Here is a 21273-nt window from a genome sequence, read left to right on the forward strand (position 1 = left end):
GGCCGAGGCTCGGCTGAGGGTGCCCGACCGGCTACGGTAGGGCACATGTCACCGGCCCTCCGTACCTTCGGGCGCATCCTCACGCGGCACTGGCCTGCGCTCATGGCCTGGTACCTCGGGGGTGAGGCTCTGCACCGGGTGCTCATCGAGTTCGCCGGTTTCGTCGGCGGTCACACCACGCTCGGCGGCCTGCTGCTGCTGCCGCTGGCTGTCGCCGCCCGCCTCGTCTCGTACGTCGCGATGTACCTCACAGTGCGACCGTCGCTGCCGCACAGCCGGAGGGAGGATGCTGGCGGGATCCGCGAGTTCGGCTCGGCGACGCTCGCGGCGATCCTGCCGTTCTTCGCGTTCTACACTGCGTGGGGTCTGCTCGACGCCGACCAGATCGAGTTCTTCCAGATCGCGCTCGCCGTGGCGCTGCCCCAGTCCGGGGAGGGATTCTCGCAGATCGGCGACCGCGGTGGGCTGATCTCGATCGGTGTGCTGCCCGTGACGGTGCTCGTGATCGCCCTTGCTGCTCGTGTGCTCCTCACCCGCTTCGCCGACCGACTGCCGCGCTGGACCATCATCCTCGCCACCTATGCCGAGGTGCTGTGGACATTCATGCTGTTCACGCTCGTCGCGCGATGGTGGGCGAGCGTGCTCGACTGGTTCGCCGACCGCCAGGCGGTCGGCTGGCTGCGAGGGTTCGGCGACTGGTTCGCCGTGAACCTCGAGCCCATCGCCGCGGTCTGGGAGGGAACGTCCTGGCTCGTCGGAATGCTGATCGCCGCTCTCATCGTCCCCGCTGCGTGGCTCACAGTGGCCGGCGTGATCTTCGGCACGACCTTCGACTCGACCCCGGCGTTCTCGCGGTTCGGCGGGGGAGCGGCCCGCGGTGCGGCGATGAGCATCGCGCGCACCCTGGTGATGCGACTGGAGGGCCTCTGGGCGGCCGTCACGGTTATCTGGCGCGGCGGACCGCTGCTCTTCGGCGCCTACGCGCTGGCCTATGCGGTGTGGGCGTTCGCCGAGCAGGCGGGAACCCGCGGCGTGCTGCTGCTCATCGGCGGCCATGAACGGTGGTTCTGGGCCGGGGTCTTCCCGCTCATCACCGTCGCAATCGCGGCGGTGGCCGAGCCGCTGAGGGTGGCGATCGTCGCGACGGCGTACGACGGCGTCATCGGCCGCCCCCGCTCTGGCCTCGACACCCGGCCCTCAGGGGTCGATGCGGAACCGGGCGAGGTCGTTGTCGCTCCCCTCGATGTCGAGGAGGAAGGGACCGTCGGCGTCGTCGGGAAGCAGGAAGGTCAGCAGGATGCGGTACGACGCAGGCTCGGGAAGGCATGAGTTCTCGCCCTCGTCGGAGGGTACGACGAGACTCTTTCGAGAGCTGAGCCAGGTCCGATCCGTATCGATCTCGGTGAGTGTGGCCTGCCCGCAAAGTGAGGCATCCGACCCGCCGCTGGACTGCAGTCGGATGCTGAGCACGCGTGTGTCCTCGGGGCTATCGAACTCACCCCACTCGGTCGGCCCGAGCGTGAGCGTCTGCCCCGCGATGTCGACCGTCGACTCGGCCTCGATCACGCGATCGGTCGACCGGACGCTGGGCACGATGTCGAGCCACACGGTGGCGCCGAGCATGGCCACGACGGCGATCGCCAGTGCGATCAGTGCCCGGCGCTGCCTCCTCCACCACGTCACGGCGCGCTCAACTCAGGGTCGTCGAGCTCGACGCTCGGAGTGCGGGGCAGATCATCGAGGTCGAGCGGGATCGTGATCAGGTCGTCGAGCTCGGCGGTGAGATACGACGAGGTGAGCCGCAGCTCGGCGCGTCCGGACGTGACATCGGGCGGCAGCTCGAAGGCCAGGGTGCCGACTGTGTCGATACCCAGCCGCAGCGGGGTCGACATCAACGACGCGTCCGGTCGCTCGCTCGCCTGGAACACGCGGTCGCCGACGGCCAGCGTCGCCAGATTCAGCGCAGCGTCGACTTCTGTGTGCGCGGCCGAGGCGATGACCGTCACGACGAGCCAGTTGCCCTCCGCGCTCCAGTCGGCACCCGGCACCGCGACCTCATCGGTGAAGGTCGCATCGGTCGCCGCCGCGATCAGGGTGCGTGACTCGACGGGATCGCCGAACGATCCGTGCACCTCGGTGGGCGCGATGACGTCTTCGTCGGTGGGGGTCACGGCGGTCACGGCACCGGCGGCGATCACCAGGGCGGCACCGAGCAGCCAGGGCGTCGCGCGCCTCACGGTGCCTCCTGCGCGGTCATGGAGATGCGCGAGCTGAGTGCGGCGGGGCGCCAGCTGACGGCTCGCGACGAGAGGACGACCTGTCCACGGCGCGTCTCCGCCTCATACACGTCGAGCGACACCGCACCGTCGGGGAACGCATCCTCGGGAACGGTCCAGGCGAAGGTCACCTGGCTGGGGACGCCCGGCTGCAGGATCACCTGCCCCGATGAGCCGTCCGCCCGCCATACGTCGACCGAGTCGGTCGCGGTGACGCCCTTCAGTGCGAGGAGCGGATTCTCGGTGTTGACGAACCCCGTGCTTACTCGGTCGGCGGTGGTGCCGACCCCGATCGGTGAATCCGAGAGGTTCTCCATCCGGGTGCTCATCACGAGGAACTTCTCGCCCGGCTCCGCCTCGAGGTACTCCGATTCGATCTCGGTGGCGAACTCGGCGTCGAGCACGGTGATCGCATACATCGAGGTGCGCGCCTCGTCGTCTGTGCCGAGCATGGCCGGTGACGCCTCTGCCCTGGCGAGCCCGCCCATCGCCGCGACGACGATGGCCAGGGCGACCAGCGCGGCAGCCGCAAGCCAGATCCAGCGGGGCAGCTCTGCGACGGCGTGAGCCCAGCGCGAGAGGGCTGCGCGAACGACGGTTCGGGCACGCACTGCGGCAGGTGCGGCGGATGGCGCGGCTGATCGCGTCGTACCGTCGTGATCCCCCGTCTTGCTCACGAGGTCAGCCTACTCACGGCATCGAGGCCCGAGCGATCAGGAGCACGTCTCGAACACGTACTCCTCGTGCCCCGGCGTGACGAGGTCGCGATCCCGCAGCACCATCGACGCGGGCGCCTCGTCGTCGGAGCACATCTCGGCGAACGACCGCGGCAGCTCATCGGAGTACTCGATGTCGATCACGGCGTCGCCGTAGACATCGGTGAAGGCTCCGCACTCCTGATAGACGGAGCACTCCTCGACCACCGCGAAGTCGAACCCGGCGCGCTCGCGCAGCAGGGGCGCATCCTCGGCGGCGTTCTTCTGCCCGGCGGCGAGCCCGGAGTCATGTGCGACGTCGACGAGCAGCGCCGCGAGGGCGAGGTTGTCATCGAGGGTGAGCGCGCCGTCAGAGCGTGTGTACGAGTCGAGGTTGTCGAACTCCACCGCCTCGAACCCCGATTCGGCACACCCCTCGATCCACGGACCGACGATCTCGGCGATGCGCTCGCGGCGGTCGTCGGTCGACGTGTCGAGCAGCGCTTCATCGGGCCAGTCGGGGTCGAACACGGGCTCGCCGTCGCTCTGCAGCACCAGGTCATCGGGCCAGGTGTCGAGTTCACTCGGCTGGGTCTGGAATCCGTTCACGTAGCAGATCGAGTAGAGCCCCTCGGCGGGGTCATCCGAGCGGTCCCGCCCGACGATGCCGACACCATCGGCGGGTGCGTAGGCTCCGCCGAGCTGGTAGTCGGGGATCTCACCTGCGGGTGGGGGCGAGAAGGACGCAGGTGGATCGGAGATGGTCGTGACGCATCCCGAGAGCGCGAGGATCAGTGCGGTGACAGTGAAGACCGCGGTCGCCCGCCTCAGTTGCCGGCCCCGTACAGTGCGGCGATCTCTTTCGAACCCATCCCCTGATCGTACGTGCCGTGCTGGGGCCACCCGGCCGGGGAGTCCTCCCACTCCTCCTGCCGGCCGTAAGGGAGGAGGTCGACCAGCCCCTGAAGCTGACTCATGCGCTCGGTGCCGCGTCCGTTCGTGTGCCAGGTGCGATACACGGTGTCGCCGTCGCGGAGGAACACGTTCACGCCGAAGCCCTCGTTCGGACCGGCATCCATGTCGGCGCCGAACGTGCTGTCGGAGCTCGAGAACCACGTCATGCGATTGCCCACCCGGTCGCGGTAGGCCAGTGCCTCCTCGATCGGGCCGTTGGTGACGATCACGAAGCGCGCGTCGTAGTACCGCTCGAGAAAGTCGAGCCGCGTGAACTGCGACGTGAACCCGGTGCACCCGGGGCACTGCCACTCGTTGCCGTCGGTCCACATGTGGTTGTAGACGATGAGCTGTCGATGCTCGTCGAAGATCTCCGGCAGACGCACCGGCCCGTCGGCCCCGACGAGCACGTAGTCGGGCAGCTCGACCATCGGCATCCGCCTGCGCTGCGCCGCGATCGCATCGAGCTCTCGCGTCGCCGCCTTCTCTCGCACACGCAGTGCGTCGAGCTCGCGGCGCCACGTGTCGGCGTCGACGACGGGCGGAAGGGGCGTCTGGGTCGTGCTCACGGTGGACCTCCGGATGCTCGGGAAGACGGTGCACCCAGTGTGCGCCCGCCCACCGACATCGTCAACCGATCGGCGAAGGGGCGTCGACCGCCGGCGTCTCGACCTCTTCGGCCGGATTGCGCCGGATGCCGATCCACGACACGACCCCGCCGAGCACGAGCAGCGCTGCCGTGACCCAGGCCGCGTTGTGGAAGCCCGCGAGGTCGAGCGTGCCACCGATGATGGTCGACAGCATGGCGACGACGAGCAGTCCGGCGACGCGCGAGACCGCGTTGTTCACCGCGGAGGCGATGCCCGAGCGCGACTCGTCGATGGCGCCGAGGATCGCCGAGGTGAGCGGCGCCACGGTGAGCGAGAGGCCGAGACCGAGCACGATCATCGCCGGCAGCACCTGCCACCAGTAGTCGAAGTCCTCGCCGACGAACAGCAGCATGAGCGCGCCGACGGCCATGATGAGCGGTCCGACGGTCATGAAGATGCGCGGGCCGAAGCGCCCGGCCCATGAGCCTGCGCGCGAGCTGAGCAGGATCATCAGGATCGTCATCGGCAGGCTCGCGAGGCCGGCTGCGGTGGCGCTGAGACCGGCTCCCTGCTGCAGGTAGACGCCCACGACGAAGCCGTTCAGTGACAGGGCGGCATAGACGAAGAGGGTGGCGAGGTTGCCCCACGCGAAGTCGCGCACCCGGAACAGCGAGAGCGGCATGAGCGGCGACTCAGACCGCTGCTGTCGCACCAGGAACCAGGCGAACAGGGCGGCTCCGATCACGCCGGGCAGCCAGATGGCGGGGGACTGCCACCCGAGGTTCGGCTGCTCGATCAGCGCGAACACGACCGCGCCGAGACCGATCGCGCACAGGGCGCCGCTGAGCCAGTCGACGCGCACCCCGCTCGGGTGCTCCTGCAGCTTCAGACGCGAGAGCAGCACGAGCGTGACGGCGATCGGCACGACGTTGATGAGGAAGACGAATCGCCACGACAGGAAGTCGACGAAGAGTCCGCCGAGCAGCGGGCCGACCAGCTGCGCGGCGGTGGTGAACGCCGTCCAGACGCCGATCGCCCGTGACTGCACGTCGGCGCGCATGGTCGCGGTGATCAGCGCGAGCGAGCTCGGCACCAGCAGAGCACCGGCCGCTCCCTGTGCCGCTCGCGCGATGATCAGGATGAGGGGATCGGGTGCCGCGGCGACCGCGACGGATGCGACTCCGAAGGCGATGAGGCCGATGCGCATCACGAGCACCCGGCCGTAGGCGTCCGACAGCGAACCCGCGAGCAGGATCAGCGCGCTGAGGGTGATGAGATACGCGTCGACCACCCACTGCTGGGTGGTGATGCCGCCGCCGAGTTCATCGCTGATAGCGGGAAGGGCGACCGTCACGACCGTGCCGTCGAGGAAGGTCACGAAGGACGCGAGGACGGCGACCGAGATCACGAGCCGCTGCAGCGGCGCAAAGCGAGAGGATGCCACACGGCGACACTACTGCCGCCAGGGGACATCGGGGGCGGTCAGGTGGTCTCCGTGCTCGCGCGATACAGCTCGCGCAGACCCGCCGTGCCGTGGTCGGAATAGGCCCTGCGCTGCCGGTCGGCTCCCGTGCCGTCGGCGCGGATGCGGGCGATGCCGTCCCCGACGAAGTCCTCGTCGCCCAGGCGGGCGAGCGTCGGACGCAGTCTGTCGAGCAGCGCGGTCGCGACGTTCCAGAACGGCGCGATCTCACCGCTCGCCGGGTCGATGAGGCGTGCCTCGGTTCCGTACCGCGCCGCCGTCCACAGCGAGGCGTCGACCGCGTCGACGCCGATCTCGGGTGCGTCGTCGATCGCGTCACTCACCATGAGGGCGCGGGTGAGGGCCGCGGCGAGCAGGGTGTCGTCGACCGTCAGCTGCGCGTCGAAGACCCGCACCTCGACGGTCGGGAACCGCTCGGAGAGACGGATGGCCCACGACAGCGAGCTGGCGTCGGCGATCGCCTCCATCGCGACGAGCTGGTCGACGTGCGCGCGGTAGGCGTCGAGGTCGCGGAAGTGCGGCGGGCTCCACGACGACGGCAGTCGCCGGATGAGGATGCTGCGCCAGCTGGCGAACCCCGAATCCCTGCCGTGCGTGAACGGCGCGTTGCCGGTGAGTGCCAGCAATGTCGGAAGCCAGGCGCGCACGCGGTTGAGCACGCGGATGCGCTCTTCGTCATCCACCTCCTCGACGTGGACGTGCAGTCCGTTGACCTCGTGCTCGCGGGTGATCTCGACGAGCTGCGCAGCGACCGCGTCGTAGTGCGGCGAGGAGACCACTGTGAACCGGTTCGGTGAGATGAACGGCGTTCCGGTGGATGCCATGATCGCGCCCTGATCCGCGGCATACGTGCCGATCAGGCTGCGCGTGCGGCGCAGCTGCGTCTCGGCATCCGCTCTGGTGGTCGACGGCGACGTCGCCGACTCGAGCTGACAGGTGAGGTACTCGGGGGTGAGGCCCGCAGCAGCATCCTCGGGCAGGCGTTCCCTCGTGGCCGCGCTCAGCGCCGAGGGGACGAGTGTCTGCTCATCGAGCAGCACGAATTCTTCTTCGATGCCGAACCGGGCCATGTACGGCGAGGCCCTAGTGATCGCGCAGAGCCGCGACGAGCTCGGCCTTGCGCTTGCGGCTGTAGCCGGTCAACCCGATCTCCTTCGCGCGCGTGCGCAGTTGCTCGACGGTCCAATCCTCGTAGTCGCCGTGCTCGCCACCCCGGCGACCGACGGCGCTGCGGCCGTCGCGAGCGGCAGCGTTCGAGATGCGGGCGGCTTTCTCCTTCGAGGCGCCGTCGTCCCGGAGCTCTTCGTACAGCTCGGGATCCTTCAGCGAGTTGTTCCTGCGTCCTGGCACGTCGTCTGCTCCTCTCGCACGGCGGGAAGGCCCGAGTCAAGGCCCTCGGGTCATGGGGTGAAGCGGTCTAGGTTAGGTGACCGTAGATGGGCGCCTCCCCCGCGCCCCGAGAAGGGAAGACCGATGAACATCCTGCTGATCATCATCATCGTCGTTGCCATCATCCTGGCGATCACAGGCGGGCTCGTGCAGTCCCTGCAGTTCCTCCTGTGGGTCGGCCTGGTGCTGCTGGCCATTGCCGTCATCGCCTGGTTGATCCGAGCGATCTCGGGCAACCGCACCCGCTGATCCGCGCAGTGAGGCCCGCTCAGGCGGGCCTCACTCCGTTCGCGATCAGTCCCTGGAGCTGTCGCGCAGGTTGTCGCCGACGTTCTTGGCGGCGTCCTTCACGTTCTCGCCGGCCTGCTTGGCGGAGGCCTTCGCCTGATCGCCGCGGCCCTCGGCTTCGAGCTTCTCGTTGTCGGTCGCCTTTCCGACGCCCTCCTTGATCTTTCCGCCAGCCTTCTCCGCTGCGTTCTTGATGTCGTCTGCTCCACTCATGGGGCTCTTCCTTTCATCAGTCGATCAATGTCCCTCCACGGTCGCACGGGTCGAGAATCCTGCACACGGGATTGACAACGGCGAGCACTCGTGACAGCGTCCGCGAGGCATCGACGTAGATGCCGCACACGACTAACCTGGCCCCAGGCGGGTGGTCCTGCCCGCTCTCACCTCGGCTGCGGTCGACGACGGAAGCGGTAGAACATGGACTCGATGATGATGGGCGCCATGCGCTCGAACATGATGTCGATGCCTGACATGGCGACGATGGACATGTCTGTCATGCAGGCCTGCATGGATGCGTGTTCGGCCTGTGAGCAGGCGTGCACGGTGTGCTCGACGCAGATGATGGACTGCTCGCCCGCATGCATGAACTGCGCCGACATGTGCAACACCATGATGCGGTCGATGATGCGGATGCAGGGCATGACCCCCGCGTCGATGATGGCCATGCTCGACGCCTGCATCGCGATGTGCCAGACCTGCATGGACGAGTGCATGCAACACGCCGACAACAGCGAGGTCTGCAAGATGTGCGCTCAGGCATGCAAGGACTGCATGGACGCGTGCATGGCCGTCAAGGACATGATGATGGCGACCGCCTGAGCGGTCCCGGCAACGCAGAGGTGCTCAGCCGAGCGCGACGTTGAACTGCGTGCGGCCGACTGCCAGCACGCCGTAACGCGCGTGGAGGGCGATCGGCGTGCCCACGGGGGCCTCGAGCGCTGCGCTCGAGGCGTTCCACAGTGTGTGCGTGGTGCCGTCGAGCGTGCGCACGATCAGGTCTCCGGTAGACACGTCCGCGTGCTCGACGATCGCGTCGGCCCATTCGCTCGGCGTCGCCGAAGCGATGCGCGCCTGAATCAGGTGCAGCGCGTGACCCGCTTCGAAGGAGGAGCAGGCGAAGCCGTGGCGGCACATGCACGCAGAACGCTCACGCACCGAGAGGGGCGAAAGGTGGTTCAGCGGCGTGGACAAGGTGGTCTCCTTCGTGAGCGGACGTTCCGGCAAGAGTAGGTCGGCCTCGCGAGAGAGGGAACCCGCGCCGACACGGTGTGAAACAAACGGGCGTAGACTCGCCGGGTGCTGTTGTCGAAGAGTGCTCTCCGGATCTCGGATAGAGCGCAGTGGGGAGCCGTGGGCGCGTTGAGCGCCACGGACAGAGGCTGACGATCGGCCGGAGGCGGAACATCCCGTCCCCGGAGCCACGTCGTACCCGGCATCCGTCGTGATGTCGCCCTTTGACTCTCCTCTGCCGCACCCCGCGGCCCACACGAAAGCACTCTTCTCATGCGTCCCATCGACGAGCGCGCGCTGCGCGCCTCCTTCATCAACGCCTCCCGCAAAGAGGTCTCCGACCTCACACTGCCGCCCGGCTTCGCCGAACTCGACGTCGAGAAGCTCGACTACCTCGGCTGGGTCGACCCCAAACTGCCTCGTCGCTCGTACGTCGTGGCGTGGGTCGATGACGTCGTCACCGGAGTGATCCTTCAACGAGCCGAGCAGCGCGTGATCTCGCGAGCCCAGTGCTCGTGGTGCGACGACGTCACCCTGCGCAACGACGTGCAGCTCTACGTGGCACGCAAGGCCGGCCCTGCCGGCCGCAAGGGCGACAGCATCGGCACCCTCGTGTGTGCAGAGTTCGGGTGTTCGCAGAATGTGCGGATGCTGCCGCCGCTGGCCTACGACGGCTACGACCGGGAGCTCGCGCGCGAGCTGCGCATCCTCAAGCTGCAGGAGCATGTGAGCGCCTTCATCACGTCTGTGAAGGGCTGACCGCCGAGGACAGGTGCCTGCACGGAGCATGGCACTCCGTGCAGGCATCATCCTCGAGCGTCTCCTCGATGTCCTATGCCGTCCGTACGATGGGCTGGTGAAGCTCCTTCTCCTCTCGCTCAATCCCGGCGCGATGCGCTCGTTCCTCGACCCCGCGTCGTCGGGTGCGGCGCTGCGGATCGCCTACGTCGGCGATGCCCAGGACGCATATGCCGACGCGCCCTTCGTTCAGGCCGAACGTCGCGCGATCGAGGTCCTCGGTCACGAGCTCGTCGACATCACGGTCCGGCACACCACGCCATCCGACTTCGAGTCGACGCTCGACGGCGTCGACGCCGTCTACGTGGCAGGCGGAAGCACCTTCGCCCTGCTCGAATCGCTCAGAGTAACGGGCAGCGACGAGGTGCTCGTCAGACGCGTGCGAGATGGGCTGCCCTACATCGGCCTGAGCGCAGGCGCGATCATCGTGGGCCCCGACATCACCCCGGCGTCGCTCATGGACGACCCGCATGACGGGCCCGCACTGACGGACCACAGGGGATTGGGGCTGATGGGTCAGACGGTGATCCCGCACGCCGACGGGATGCTGCCGCACTACCCGCCCGCGCTCATCAGCGAGACGGTCGCGACGTACGGATCGACCCACCGGCTGCTGCTGCTGCGTGACGATCAGGCGCTGCTGATCGAGGGCGATCGCGAGACGATGGTCGACTCGAATCCGTAGGAGCCGAGCTTCACACGACCCCGCCTCACACGATCCCCTCACACGACCCCCCTCACACGATCTCGAGTCGCGCCACCGTCTCCTCGTCGTCGCAGGCGCTTCCGACCCAGAGGCGGATCGCGCCCGGTTCGACGCGCCTCACACCGTCGAGCCCCGTGAAGGCGAGCCGGTCGATCGGCACGTCGAACTCGACGAGCGCATCGGCACCTGGTGCGAGCGCGACCCGTCGGAAGTCCAGCAGCTGCGCGATCGGGCGGGTCACACTGGCGACCTCGTCGTGCGCATACAGCTGCACGACATCCGTCGCCGCGACCTCGCCGGTGTTGCGCACCCGCACCGTCGCCCGCAACGTCTCGCCGGGGGCGATCGACTCGGGCGCGGAGAGCTCGTCGTGCGCGAAGGCGGTGTAGCTCAGGCCGAAGCCGAAGGGCCGCACCGGGGTGGAGTCGGCGCTGGTGACATCAGTGCGTCCGCCGAGCACAGGGTGCAGATACGAATAGGGCTGCGCCCCGGCCGACCGCGGCAGCGAGACAGGCAGGCGGCCCGACGGTGCGACGCGCCCGCTCAGCAGACGCGCGAGAGCGGGGCCGCCCTCCTCGCCGGGGAAGAACGTCTGCAGCACCGCTGCGGGGATCCCCGCAGACGCGGTGCTCGTCGAGGCCGACGCATCGACCGCTCCGAGCCCGGTCATGGTCCCGGCGGCACCCGCGCGGGCAGGCAGCGCCCAGTCGAGAACGTACGGACGCCCGGTCATCGCGATCAGGATCACCGGAGTGCCGGTTGCGACGACGGCCTCGACCAGTTCACGCTGGATGCCGGGGAGTTCGAGGTCGTCGACGTCGTTGCCCTCGCCGACGGTTCCTCGTCCGAAGAGTCCGGCGCGGTCGCCCACGACGACGATCGCGACGTCAGCCGCAGCGGCGGCGTCGACCGCGGCGGGGATGCCGGAGCGGTCGGCGCCGTCGACCTCGCATCCGATCGTGGAGGTGATCTCGGCCGAGGGGAACTCGTCGCGCAGTGATCCGGTGACTGTGGGCAGATCGATGCCCGCAGGGGTGTCGGGGTGGTGGGCGAGCACGTGATTGACGAACGAATAGCAGCCCATCAGCGCTTCGGCGCTGTCGGCGTTGGGGCCGATCACTGCGATCCGCGAGGTCGTCGTCGGCGCGAGGGGGAGTGTGCCGTCGTTGCTCAGCAGCACGATCGACTCTTCGGCAAGACGCCGTGCGAGCGCTCGATGCTCGGCCGGGTCGAGATCGATGTCAGTCGGAGGGGTGTCGAAGTCGGCATCCAGCAGTCCGAGCTCCTCTTTCTGCGCGAGCACCCGGCCCACCGCCCTGTCGATCATCTCTGACGAGAGCCGACCGTCGCGCACCTGCTCGGCGAGGGTGACGAAGGCGTCGGGAGAGGGCAGCTCGACGTCGATTCCCGCGGTGAGCGCGAGCCTGGCTGCCTCGGCAGAGTCGGCGGCGGCGCGGTGCATGCTGTGCAGGAAGTCGACCGCGAAGTAGTCCGACACGACCACTCCGTCGAACCCCCATCGGTCGCGCAGGATGCCGGTGAGATAGCGCGCGTCGGCGGTGACGGGCACGCCGTCGATGTCGACGTAGGAGTTCATCACGCTGCGAGCACCGCCCTCGCGGATCGCCATCTCGAACGGCGGAAGCAGCACGTCCTCGATCTCGCGCTGCCCCGCGCTCACGGGGGCGTGGTTGCGTCCCGCCCTCGAAGCGGAGTACCCGATGAAGTGCTTGAGGGTCGCGTGCACGCCCTCGGACTGCAGGCCACGGACATAGGCGGTGCCCACCCGCCCGACGACCAGGGGGTCTTCGGCGATGCACTCGTCTACCCGACCCCAGCGGGGGTCGCGGATGACGTCGAGCACCGGAGCCAGGCCCTGATGGATCCCGAGGGAGCGCATCGATGAGCCGATCGCTCGGCCGACCTCCTCGACCAGCTCGGGGTCGAAAGCCGCGCCCCACGCCAGCGGCGTCGGGAACGTCGCCGCCTTCCAGGCGGCGAGACCCGTCAGGCACTCCTCGTGCACGAGCGCCGGGATCCCCAGCCGCGTCTGCTGCTGCAGACGGCGCTGCTCGGTCCACAGCCACGCCGCCCGCTCGACGGGGTCGACGGGACGGGTGCCGTACACGCGGGTGAGGTGACCGATCCCGTGCACTGAGGCGTCCTCGTAGCGCGTCGAGCTCTTCTTCTCGCCCGACATCGGGGCGACCACGTCGACGCCCTGGTCGACCCAGAAGCCGACGAGCTGCGCCTGCTTCTCTTCCAGAGTCATGCGGGCGAGGAGCGCCTCGACGCGGGGGGAGTGCGGCGCGGAGCCTGCGGGCTGCAACATCATGTTCTCTTTCTCGTTCTCGTCGACGTGGGGTGTCGCGACGGCGACCGCATCAGCCCTTGACTGCACCGGTCAGCCCTCCCACGATGCGCCGCTCGAACAGGCTGAAGAAGATCAGCGCGGGGATCATCGACAGTGATGTGAACGCGAGCACTTTCGCGGTGTCCACGGAGTATTGGGATGCGAAGGACTGCACGCCGAGCGGCAGCGTGAACGCGGCATCGTCGTTGAGGATGAACAGCGGCAGGAGGTAGCCGTTCCAGCTGCCGATGAACGCCAGAATGCCGGTGGTGATGACTCCGGGGAGCGAAAGCGGTAGCACCATCCGCCAGAAGAACCCGATGCGACTGCATCCGTCGATGAACGCGGCCTCCTGGATCTCGTCGGGGATCGCGCGCAGGAACGGCACGAGGATGATGATCGTCGTCGGCAGCGCGAACGCGATCTGGGGCAGGATCACTCCGCCGAGCGAGTTCATCAGGCCGAGACTGCGCACCACGATGTAGAGCGGGGTGATCGCCACGGTCAGGGGGAACATCAGCCCGGCGGCGAAGAACGCATAGAGCACCCCGCGGCCGGCGAACCGGTACCGAGCGAGCACGTACGCCGCCATCAGCCCCAGGGCCACCGTGCCGACGGTGGTCGCGAGCGCGACGATCGTCGAGTTGCCCACGAGCCGCCAGAACACGCTGCCGGTGAGAACGTCGAGGTAGTTCGACACCACCCACGGCTGCGGGAACCCGGATGGATCGGTCGTGATCTGCGCGTTCGTGCGGAACCCGCCGGTGATGATGTAGGCGATGGGCGCCAGCATCAGACCGACCGCGATCAGCGCGACGAAGTACACGGCGGGGTTTGCCCACGGCAGCCGAGGCTTCGCGGCGCGACCCGAGCGAGCCTTGCGCTGGGTGACGAGCACCGAGGTGGCGGTCATCGGACGGACTCCTTCTGTGTGGTGGCGTCTGCAGCCGTGTCGACGTCTGCGCCGGCATCCTGCAGCGCGGTGTTCTGCCGCGCACGCGATCGGGCGTTCTTCTTCCTGCCCGATGCGCCGGTGAGAGCGCCGTCCGTGTCCTTGCGCAGCACCGCGCGCTGATAGATGAGGGCGACCACGAGCGAGATGAGGAAGAGCACGACCGCGACCGCATTGCCGTAGCCGTAGTTGCCGGCGTTGCGCCCCTCAGAGACCATGTAGGTCGCCATGGTCGAGGTGCCGGCGGTGGATGCGATGTACTGCCCCCAGATGATGTAGACGAGGTCGAACAGCTGCAGCGAGCCGATGATCGACAGGAACGCCCAGATGCGCAGGGTGGGTGCGAGCAGCGGCAGCGTGATCCGCCACTGGATCTGCCAGTAGGACGCGCCGTCGATGGCCGCGGCCTCGTTCAGCTCCTCGGGAATGCCCTGCAGTCCGGCGAGGAACAGGATGACCGCGAAGCCGACGTACTTCCAGGTGATGATCGCCATCAGCGTCCAGATCGCGATCCCGGGGTCCGACAGCCAGTCGGTCGCCAGGAAACCCAGACCCATGTTGGTCAGCATCGCGTTGAGCGCGCCGTTGGTCTGCAGCATCAGGCTCCACCCCGTGCCCACGACGACCTCGGAGATCACGTAGGGCACGAAGATCAGCACGCGGATCAGCGACTGGCCTCGCATCTTGCGGTTCAGCAGCAGCGCCAGCACGATGGCGACCGGACCCTGGAGCACGAGGGAGAACACCAGGATGAAGCCGTTGTGCGCGAGCGCGTCGTGGAAGAGGGGATCCTGAAGGATCGTGAGGTAGTTCTTCAACCCGACGAAATCGGTGGGCGGGCCGTAGCCCTGCCAGCTGAAGAACCCGTAGTACGCCGCCATCAGCACCGGGAAGATGACGAAGGCGAGGAAGACGAGCAGGGCGGGCCCGGCCAGAAGCATCACTTCCAGCCGGGCACGCGTGTCACGCTTTCGCTGCGGCATCCTGCACAGCCTTGACCAGGTCCTCGGCGCTGCTGTTGCCCGCGAGCAGATCGACCACCGCGACGTTCAACGCATTGCCCACGTTCTGGCCGTAGACCGTGTCGAGCCACTGCGTCGCGTACGGAGCCGCGTTGTACGCCTCGAGGATCGTCTGCAGGTAGGGCTCGGTGACGGCCTCCTGCGCGACGGTGTTGACCGGCGGGGCGTTGAAGGCCTTGTAGTACGCCGTCTGCACGTCCGAGGTGCCGATGTAGTTCAAGAAGTCGACGCAGGCGTCGGGTGCATCGACCGAGCACGAGTAGCCGTCGACGCCGCCCATCATCGAACCGGGTTCGCCGTCTCCGCCGTCGACCTCGGGGAACGGGAACCAGCCGAGGTCGGCCAGCGGCTTCTCGTCAGGGGTGAGAGAGCCGATGACGCCGGGGTTCCACGCGCCCATGAGCTCCATGGCGGCCTGGTGGTTGGCGATCAGGCCCGCAGAGCTGCCTGCGCCCTGCTGAGCGGGGGTCGTCAGGAAGCCCGAGTTGAAGGGCTCGGTCTCGGCGAACTCCTTCAGGTCTTCACCGGCGCGTACCCAGCACTCGTCGGTGAAGTCCATCTCGTCGGCGGCCTTGGCGAGGGTGTCCGAGCTGCACTCGCGCAAGGCGAGCCAGTAGTACCAGTGCGCGGCCGGCCAGGCGTCCTTCGCGCCCAGCGCGATCGGGTCGATGCCGGCGCCCTTGAGTGCGACCGTCGCCTCTTCGAGCTCGTCGAGCGTCGTCGGGTTCTCGGTGATCCCCGCCTGATCGAAGAGGTCCTGGCTGTAGAAGAGGCCGCCGGGCAGCACGGCGACAGGCATGGCGTAGATCTTGCCGTCGAGGCTGTTCGCCCCGTAGGAGGCGTCGGGGATCTCTTCGGCTGCGGGGCCGGAGATCGCATCGGTGAGGTCCTTCAGTTGGCCGGCCTTCACCATCGCGGCCATCTTGCCGCCGCCGCGCTGCAGGAAGATGTCGGGAGCGTCTCCCGAGTTGAGGGCCGTCTGCAGCTTGCCGTCGAGATCCTCGTTCTGGATCGACTGGATGTCGATCGTGACACCCGGATTGTCCTTCTCGAAATCGGCGACCGTCTGTTCCCAGAACTCCACCCCTGGGCCGGTCGTGGAGTTGTGCCAGAGGGTCATGCTGGTGTCGCCGCCGTCGCCGGTGCCAGACGAGTCTGCGGTGCAGCCCGAGAGCGCGAGCGCTCCGACGGCCATTGCTGCGACCGCGGAGGCGAGGGGGAGCCTTCTGCTGTTCATGTGATCGTTCTCCTCATCGAGTTGCGCACCGCGTCGTTGCGGGGCGCATGCGGACACTCGGGTGAGACCGCAGTGGGATGAGTCTTCTGTCGGCCGAGAGAATCGTCAAACGTTTTCGAAAACAGTTTCCATGTCTCACGGCGCGCGGCTACGCTGGCGTGTCATGGGGGCACGAACGACGATCCACGACGTCGCGAAAGCGGCAGGAGTGTCGGTGTCGACCGTCTCGAAGGCGGTGAACGGCCGATACGGGATCGCGGATGCCACAGTGCAGCGCGTCCTCGACACGGTGAAGGAGCTCGGCTACGAGTCGAGCCTCGTCGCGAGCAGCATGAGGGCGCGGCGCACGGGTGTGATCGGCGTGCTCCTGGCGGACTTCGAGCCCTTCAGCGCCGAGATCCTCAAAGGCGTCGGCTCGGCCGTGCACGACACGGCGTTCGACCTGCTCGCCTACAGCGGGTCGCACCTCGGCGCAGGCGACGGCTGGGAGCGGCGATCGCTGAGCAGGCTCTCAGGCACGTTGATCGATGCGGCGATCATGGTCACCCCGACGGTCGTCAGCGCCGGCACCGAGATCCCGGTGGTCGCGATCGATCCCCACACGGGCCGGGCTGATCTGCCCACGGTCGAATCCGACAGCTTCGGCGGCGCGCTCGCCGCGACCAGACACCTGATCGAGCTGGGCCACCGCCGGATCGGCTTCGTCGCGGGCCGACCCGATCTCAGATCTGCCGGGCTCCGAGACGCCGGCTACCGCAGGGCCCTCTCCGACGCGGGGATCCCACTCGATCCGTCACTCGTCGGCGTCGGGCGTTATGAGCTCGATGCCACCAGGGAGTCGGCACGCATCATGCTGAGCGGTGCGTCTCGACCGACGGCGATCTTCGCGGCGAACGATCTCTCGGCGATCGCGGTGATCGATGTCGCCCACGAGCTGGGTCTGCGGGTTCCGGACGATCTGTCGGTGATCGGGTTCGACGACGTGCCGGAGGCCACCAGAAGGGCGCTGCCGCTCACGACGATCCAGCAGCCGATGCGCAAACTCGGGGCCGTCGCAGCAGACATGGTGTTCACGCTGCTCTCGGGGCAGGAGATCGACGAGATGCACGTGATCCTGCCGACGCGGCTGGTGGTGCGGGCTACGACCGCGCCGCCGAGGTGAGTTGTGCCCGTGTGGCGTCCGCTCCGGTGACTTCGCGCACGCGTTGCCACGCGGCATCCGACAGCTCCGTCGACAGCCGCAGGAACTCGGCGACGCTGCGCCTGCCCGGCCAGTCAGCCGGCAGCATCGAGGGCGGCAGGCCCGGATCGACGTAGGGCAGCACACGCCAGCGGTCGATCAGCTGCACGTAGGCGGCGAACGGTGCGTGCGCAAGCGTCTCGAGCGAGGACTGGAACTCGAGGTGCTCGGTGCGCAGGGCGTCGAGGTCCCACCAGTCCGCGGCCGCCTCCGGCAGGGTGCGCGCGGTCGTCGGAGTGCCGGCCTGGAACAGCGTCACCCACTCGCTGGCGTCGAGGTCGTCGACGATCTCGAGAACCTCGTCCTGAAGGTGTCCAGGACAGATCCACAGGGCGGGAGACACGACGCCCGCGCCGATCCACTGCAGGCGGCGGCGCAGCTGGTGCCTCGTGGCGCGGGCGCTCTCGGGCATCGAGAACGAGATGAGGCACCAGCTGTCGGCATCGGTCATCTCGCGCATCTCGAAGATGCGTCGATCGCCCCGCTCGAGCATCGTGGCGGCATCCGGATTGAGCCGATAGCCGACTGCGTGTCTGCGCTCGGCGAGCAGCAGCCCCTTCTGCTTGAGGCGGGTGACGCCGGTGCGTGCCTGGGCCGCGGGAATGCCGAGATCGCCGGCGAGCGCGACCAGATCGGCCGCCGAGATCCAGCCGCCGAGGGGTCGCAGATACAGCCCCACCAGGGTGCGCAGCAGCGATGCCGTGCTGCCGGGGCGTGCATCGATATCGTCGAGCACGGGGCCCACGGCGGCGTCGGTGCCGCTGCTGCTGTTCGTGGCTGCGACCATGGCTGCGTCGGCGACCGTGTCAGCGGTCATGCGACTCCAGGGCGTCGCGCACGGCGAGGACGCCGGTGAGCGTCTCGACGTACGAGGTGCTGAGCGGCGAGAGCCCCAGGCGGATGCCGTCGGGGAAGCGGAAGTCGGGGATGATGCCGTCGGCCCACAGACGCTGCGTCACCGCCCGGAAGTCGGGGTGGCCGATCGTGACGTGGCTTCCTCGGAGTGCGGCATCGCGCGTGCTGAGCAGCCGCACGCCGAGCGGGGCGAGGGCCTCGTCGTAGGCCCGCACGGCGAAGTCGGTGAGGGAGAGCGACTTCTCGCGGATCGCCTCGATCGACGCCTGCTCGATGAGGTCGAGCATGCCCTGCATCGCCAGCATCGAGGTGATCGGGGGAGTGCCGCTGAGCAGCTGCCGGATGTCGCCGGCCGGCGCGTACTGCGGTCCCATCGCGAAGATGTCTGCGGCGCTCCACCAGCCTTGGATCGGCTGACGCAGCACGCCCTGGTGTTCCCGTCGCAGATACGCGAACGCCGGCGAGCCGGGGCCGCCGTTGAGGTACTTGTACGTGCATCCGACCGCCATGTCGACGCCCCAGGCGTCGAGCTGCATCGGGATCACGCCGGCCGAGTGGCAGAGGTCCCACATCATCAGGGCGCCGACCTCGTGCACCGCGGTCGTGATGCCGGGCATGTCGGCCAGGGCGCCGGAGCGGTAGTCGACGTGGCTGAGCGAGACGAGGCCCGTGCGTTCTGAGACGGCGGCGACGACGTCGGCGATCTGCACCCCGAGCACCGGGTCGGGCTCGATCCAGCGCACCGTCATGCCGGTCTCGGCGGCGACGCCCTCGGCCATGAACCGGTCGGTGGGAAAGTTGCCGGCCTCGATCACGAGCTCGGTGCGCGACGGGTCGGCGGTCGCGGCGGCGCGCATCAGCTTGTAGATGAGCACGCTGGTCGAATCGGCCACGACGGTCTGGCCTGCAGCGGCGCCGAGCGTGAGGCTGCCGATGCGATCGCCGAGTTCCATCGGCAGCGCCATCCACTGCTCGTCCCACGAGCGGATCAGGCGGGTACCCCAGTCGTCGCGCACGAACGCCGCGAGCTTCTCAGGAGTGTCTTTCAGCGGTCGTCCGAGCGAGTTGCCGTCGAGGTAGGCGCCGACGCCCGGAGCATCCGCGAATGCGTCGAGGTGGGCGTGCAACGGGTCGGCGGCGTCGAGGGCGCCGGCGAGGTCGAGGAGCGAGCGTTCGATGGTCGCGGCGTCGCGGGTGTCTGTCATGTCAAGCCTTCAGATCGGCGCTGGTCAGCGGGCGGGCGAGTGTCGGATCGGCGTCTGTGGCGGGGAGCCGGAGCAGTAAGGATGCGGGATCGAGGGGATTCTGCGGTGCGAGAGCGCGCAGCAGGTCGGTGCCGTCGATGCCTCCGTCGCGGAGGGCGGCGAGCTCGGCGGGGTTGAGGTCGACGGGTGTCGGTCCGTTGCCCATGTCGGTGCCGTAGAGCACGGTGCCGCCGGCCTCGTGGAAGCGGCGGACGTTGTCGACGGCCGTGGAGCGTGTCTCGCCGTCGGCGTCGTGGATCGCGAGCGTCGAGATCCACGAGACGGACGCCGCCTGGGCGACGAGTTCGGCATCGTCGAGGCGCTCGGTGAACGGGGCGTGAGCGAGGCGCGCGGCGCCGAGAAGGGCTGTGCGCCGAGCTTCGCCTGCTCCCTCCACGTGTGCCACGACGGGGAGGCCGCGTGCGGCAGCGGCCTCGACGATCGCGCGGAACAGGAGGTCGCTGAAGACGGGCCCGGCGGAGCTGTTGCTCGCGACCTTGATGCAGGATGCTCCGGCATCCGCCATTTCGCCCACCGCGCGTTCGGCGGTTGCGGTGTCGGCGATCTCGCGGAACGATCCGGCGGGGGCCCAGTGGCGGTCGCTCGGGTAGCCGCCGACGGGAGTGAGGAACGCGCCGGCGAACTCGACCGAGACGGGGTGCGATGTCCGGCGCGGAGTCTCGTGCGGGGTCGTCATTCCGTGCGGGGTCAAAAACGCACCGGAGAACGTCGATTCGGATGCGTTTTTGGCCCCGCAGGGATCTGCGGATGCGATTTTTGCCCCGCGCAGGGCGGCGGAGAGCGTGGCGATGACCGCGGGGTTCGCGCCGAGATCGACCACGCGACCCAGCGTCGACCGGTGCAGCAGCGCATGGTCCACGAGCTGCAGGTGCACGTGGTGGTCGGTGAAGCCGCCGATGATCACGCCGTCGAGCCTCGGCCGATCGGAGAAGGGCAGATCGGATGCCGGCGGCTCGTCGCGCAGCAGCATCCGCTCACCGTCGAGGTCGATGATGCCGTCGCGCCATCCTTCGCCGTCGAAGAAGGTCGCCGCCTTCATCAGCCGCCGATCTCGGTGCGCACGGTGTAGAGCTCGGGGAAGAACGTCAGATCGAGGGCGCGCTGCAGGAATCCGACTCCGCTCGAGCCGCCGGTGCCGACCTTCATGCCGATCGTGCGGGCGACGGTCTTCAAGTGGCGGAAGCGCCAGAACTGGAAGTTGTCTTCGAGGTCGACCAGGTCTTCGCAGGCCTCGTAGAGGTCCCAGTGCTGCTGGTGGTTCTGGTAGATCTCGCGGATCGCGGGCACCAGTTCGGGGGTCTCGCGGTACGGGAGACGCACGTCCCGCTCGAGGATCTCGGCCGGGATCGGCAGGCCGCGGCGCGAGGCGTAGCGGAGGAACTCGTCGTAGAGCGTGGGCTTGTGCCACTCGGCGGTGAGCAGTGCCAGGTTCGCGGGGTGGTCGGCGAAGACGCCGAGCATCTTCTCGTTCTTGTTGCCGAGGGCGAACTCGACAGCGCGGTACTGCACCGACTGGAAGCCCGACGAATTGCCGAGCGCTCCGCGGAACTGCGCGTACTCGGTGGGGGTCAGCGTCGCGAGGATCGCCCACTGCTGCGTCATCACGTCTTGGATGCGCTTGACCCGCGCGACCCGCTTCAGCGCTTCGCGCAGGTCATCGCTGGCGAGCAGCTCGCGGGCCGACGACAGCTCATGCAGCAGCTGCTTGAGCCACAGCTCGGTGGTCTGGTGCTGGATGATGAACAGCAGCTCATCGTGGTGCTCGGGGACGCTGACCGGATTCTGCGCGGTGAGCAACTGGTCGAGCGACAGGTACGACCCGTAGGTCATGCGGCCGGACAGATCGGTGACGATGCCGGCCTCGAGCTCGCGCTCGTTGTTCTCGGTGCTCATGGGTCGCTTCCTGTCGTGACGGACAGGGCAAACATATAACAATCGTG

The 21273-nt window shown here is 68.3% G+C and carries 23 protein-coding genes; 5 read left to right on the top strand and 18 right to left on the bottom strand.

Features of this window, described 5'->3' with window-relative positions; translation table 11 throughout:
* Window positions 1-45 precede the first annotated feature (45 nt).
* On the top strand, window positions 46-1329 hold the full coding sequence (locus tag RQG82_RS08465) for a hypothetical protein (protein ID WP_311258652.1): 1284 nt from the start codon (window positions 46-48) through the stop codon (window positions 1327-1329).
* A gap of 350 nt (window positions 1330-1679) precedes the next feature.
* Here the strand turns inward: RQG82_RS08465 and RQG82_RS08470 are convergent, their stop codons facing one another.
* From RQG82_RS08470 to RQG82_RS08500, 7 genes are all read right to left on the bottom strand, one after another.
* On the bottom strand, window positions 1680-2237 hold the full coding sequence (locus tag RQG82_RS08470) for a hypothetical protein (protein WP_311258653.1): 558 nt from the start codon (window positions 2235-2237) through the stop codon (window positions 1680-1682).
* Complete coding sequence (locus RQG82_RS08475; RefSeq protein ID WP_311258654.1) at window positions 2234-2953, bottom strand: hypothetical protein; 720 nt, start codon at window positions 2951-2953, stop codon at window positions 2234-2236. The genes RQG82_RS08470 and RQG82_RS08475 overlap by 4 nt, the downstream gene beginning before the upstream one ends.
* Window positions 2954-2989: 36 nt before the next feature.
* A complete protein-coding gene (locus RQG82_RS08480; protein ID WP_311258655.1) occupies window positions 2990-3895 on the bottom strand; it encodes an endo alpha-1,4 polygalactosaminidase in 906 nt (301 codons plus the stop codon).
* A complete protein-coding gene (locus RQG82_RS08485; protein ID WP_311258656.1) occupies window positions 3799-4494 on the bottom strand; it encodes a DUF899 family protein in 696 nt (231 codons plus the stop codon). Before RQG82_RS08485 ends, RQG82_RS08480 begins: the two co-directional genes overlap by 97 nt.
* A 61-nt stretch (window positions 4495-4555) precedes the next feature.
* Entirely contained in the window at window positions 4556-5959 is a 1404-nt protein-coding gene (locus RQG82_RS08490) for an MFS transporter (protein WP_311258657.1), read from the bottom strand.
* Window positions 5960-5997: 38 nt separating this feature from the next.
* The gene (locus tag RQG82_RS08495; RefSeq protein WP_311258658.1) at window positions 5998-7068 is read right to left on the bottom strand and encodes a YbdK family carboxylate-amine ligase; all 1071 of its coding nucleotides are present in this window, start codon (window positions 7066-7068) and stop codon (window positions 5998-6000) included.
* 13 nt (window positions 7069-7081) lie between these two features.
* On the bottom strand, window positions 7082-7348 hold the full coding sequence (locus RQG82_RS08500) for a Rho termination factor N-terminal domain-containing protein (protein ID WP_311258659.1): 267 nt from the start codon (window positions 7346-7348) through the stop codon (window positions 7082-7084).
* A 123-nt stretch (window positions 7349-7471) separates the two neighbouring features.
* Here RQG82_RS08500 and RQG82_RS08505 point away from each other — a divergent pair, with 123 nt between their 5' ends.
* Window positions 7472-7636 (top strand): hypothetical protein, encoded by a 165-nt coding sequence (locus RQG82_RS08505; RefSeq protein ID WP_164481676.1) that lies wholly within the window; start codon window positions 7472-7474, stop codon window positions 7634-7636.
* 45 nt (window positions 7637-7681) lie between these two features.
* Here RQG82_RS08505 and RQG82_RS08510 read toward each other — a convergent pair whose 3' ends face one another.
* From RQG82_RS08510 to RQG82_RS08520, 3 genes are all read right to left on the bottom strand, one after another.
* Window positions 7682-7888 carry a CsbD family protein gene (locus RQG82_RS08510; RefSeq protein ID WP_079113471.1) on the bottom strand — a complete coding sequence of 69 codons (207 nt, stop codon included), beginning with the start codon at window positions 7886-7888 and terminating at the stop codon, window positions 7682-7684.
* 167 nt (window positions 7889-8055) lie between these two features.
* A complete protein-coding gene (locus tag RQG82_RS08515; protein WP_311258660.1) occupies window positions 8056-8418 on the bottom strand; it encodes a hypothetical protein in 363 nt (120 codons plus the stop codon).
* Window positions 8419-8518: 100 nt separating this feature from the next.
* On the bottom strand, window positions 8519-8866 hold the full coding sequence (locus RQG82_RS08520; protein ID WP_311258661.1) for a hypothetical protein: 348 nt from the start codon (window positions 8864-8866) through the stop codon (window positions 8519-8521).
* 312 nt (window positions 8867-9178) lie between these two features.
* Here RQG82_RS08520 and RQG82_RS08525 point away from each other — a divergent pair, with 312 nt between their 5' ends.
* On the top strand, window positions 9179-9664 hold the full coding sequence (locus RQG82_RS08525) for an FBP domain-containing protein (protein WP_311258662.1): 486 nt from the start codon (window positions 9179-9181) through the stop codon (window positions 9662-9664).
* 97 nt (window positions 9665-9761) lie between these two features.
* Window positions 9762-10388, top strand: coding sequence for a Type 1 glutamine amidotransferase-like domain-containing protein (locus RQG82_RS08530; protein WP_311258663.1), 627 nt, complete (start codon window positions 9762-9764; stop codon window positions 10386-10388).
* Between the two features lie 52 nt (window positions 10389-10440).
* Here RQG82_RS08530 and RQG82_RS08535 read toward each other — a convergent pair whose 3' ends face one another.
* From RQG82_RS08535 to RQG82_RS08550, 4 genes are read right to left on the bottom strand one after another with little or no spacing between them, the layout of a single operon-like run.
* Entirely contained in the window at window positions 10441-12741 is a 2301-nt protein-coding gene (locus tag RQG82_RS08535) for a glycoside hydrolase family 3 N-terminal domain-containing protein (protein ID WP_311258811.1), read from the bottom strand.
* A 52-nt stretch (window positions 12742-12793) separates the two neighbouring features.
* Window positions 12794-13675 (bottom strand): carbohydrate ABC transporter permease, encoded by an 882-nt coding sequence (locus tag RQG82_RS08540; protein ID WP_311258664.1) that lies wholly within the window; start codon window positions 13673-13675, stop codon window positions 12794-12796.
* The gene (locus tag RQG82_RS08545) at window positions 13672-14697 is read right to left on the bottom strand and encodes a sugar ABC transporter permease (RefSeq protein ID WP_311258665.1); all 1026 of its coding nucleotides are present in this window, start codon (window positions 14695-14697) and stop codon (window positions 13672-13674) included. The genes RQG82_RS08540 and RQG82_RS08545 overlap by 4 nt, the downstream gene beginning before the upstream one ends.
* Window positions 14678-15973, bottom strand: a complete 1296-nt coding sequence (locus RQG82_RS08550; protein ID WP_311258666.1) for an extracellular solute-binding protein — start codon at window positions 15971-15973, stop codon at window positions 14678-14680. Before RQG82_RS08550 ends, RQG82_RS08545 begins: the two co-directional genes overlap by 20 nt.
* Window positions 15974-16136: 163 nt before the next feature.
* Here RQG82_RS08550 and RQG82_RS08555 point away from each other — a divergent pair, with 163 nt between their 5' ends.
* Complete coding sequence (locus RQG82_RS08555; RefSeq protein WP_311258667.1) at window positions 16137-17135, top strand: LacI family DNA-binding transcriptional regulator; 999 nt, start codon at window positions 16137-16139, stop codon at window positions 17133-17135.
* Here RQG82_RS08555 and RQG82_RS08560 read toward each other — a convergent pair.
* From RQG82_RS08560 to RQG82_RS08575, 4 genes are read right to left on the bottom strand one after another with little or no spacing between them, the layout of a single operon-like run.
* Window positions 17113-18030: a PaaX family transcriptional regulator C-terminal domain-containing protein gene (locus RQG82_RS08560; RefSeq protein ID WP_311258668.1), complete on the bottom strand. Its 918-nt coding sequence runs from the start codon at window positions 18028-18030 to the stop codon at window positions 17113-17115. The genes RQG82_RS08555 and RQG82_RS08560 overlap by 23 nt on opposite strands.
* Window positions 18020-19273, bottom strand: a complete 1254-nt coding sequence (locus RQG82_RS08565; protein ID WP_311258669.1) for an aminotransferase class V-fold PLP-dependent enzyme — start codon at window positions 19271-19273, stop codon at window positions 18020-18022. Before RQG82_RS08565 ends, RQG82_RS08560 begins: the two co-directional genes overlap by 11 nt.
* Before the next feature lies 1 nt (window position 19274).
* Window positions 19275-20372, bottom strand: a complete 1098-nt coding sequence (locus RQG82_RS08570) for a hydrolase (protein ID WP_311258670.1) — start codon at window positions 20370-20372, stop codon at window positions 19275-19277.
* A complete protein-coding gene (locus tag RQG82_RS08575; RefSeq protein WP_311258671.1) occupies window positions 20372-21226 on the bottom strand; it encodes a tryptophan 2,3-dioxygenase family protein in 855 nt (284 codons plus the stop codon). The genes RQG82_RS08570 and RQG82_RS08575 overlap by 1 nt, the downstream gene beginning before the upstream one ends.
* Window positions 21227-21273 lie beyond the last annotated feature (47 nt).

The organism is Microbacterium sp. WCS2018Hpa-9 (assembly GCF_031843745.1).
GTDB lineage: Bacteria > Actinomycetota > Actinomycetes > Actinomycetales > Microbacteriaceae > Microbacterium.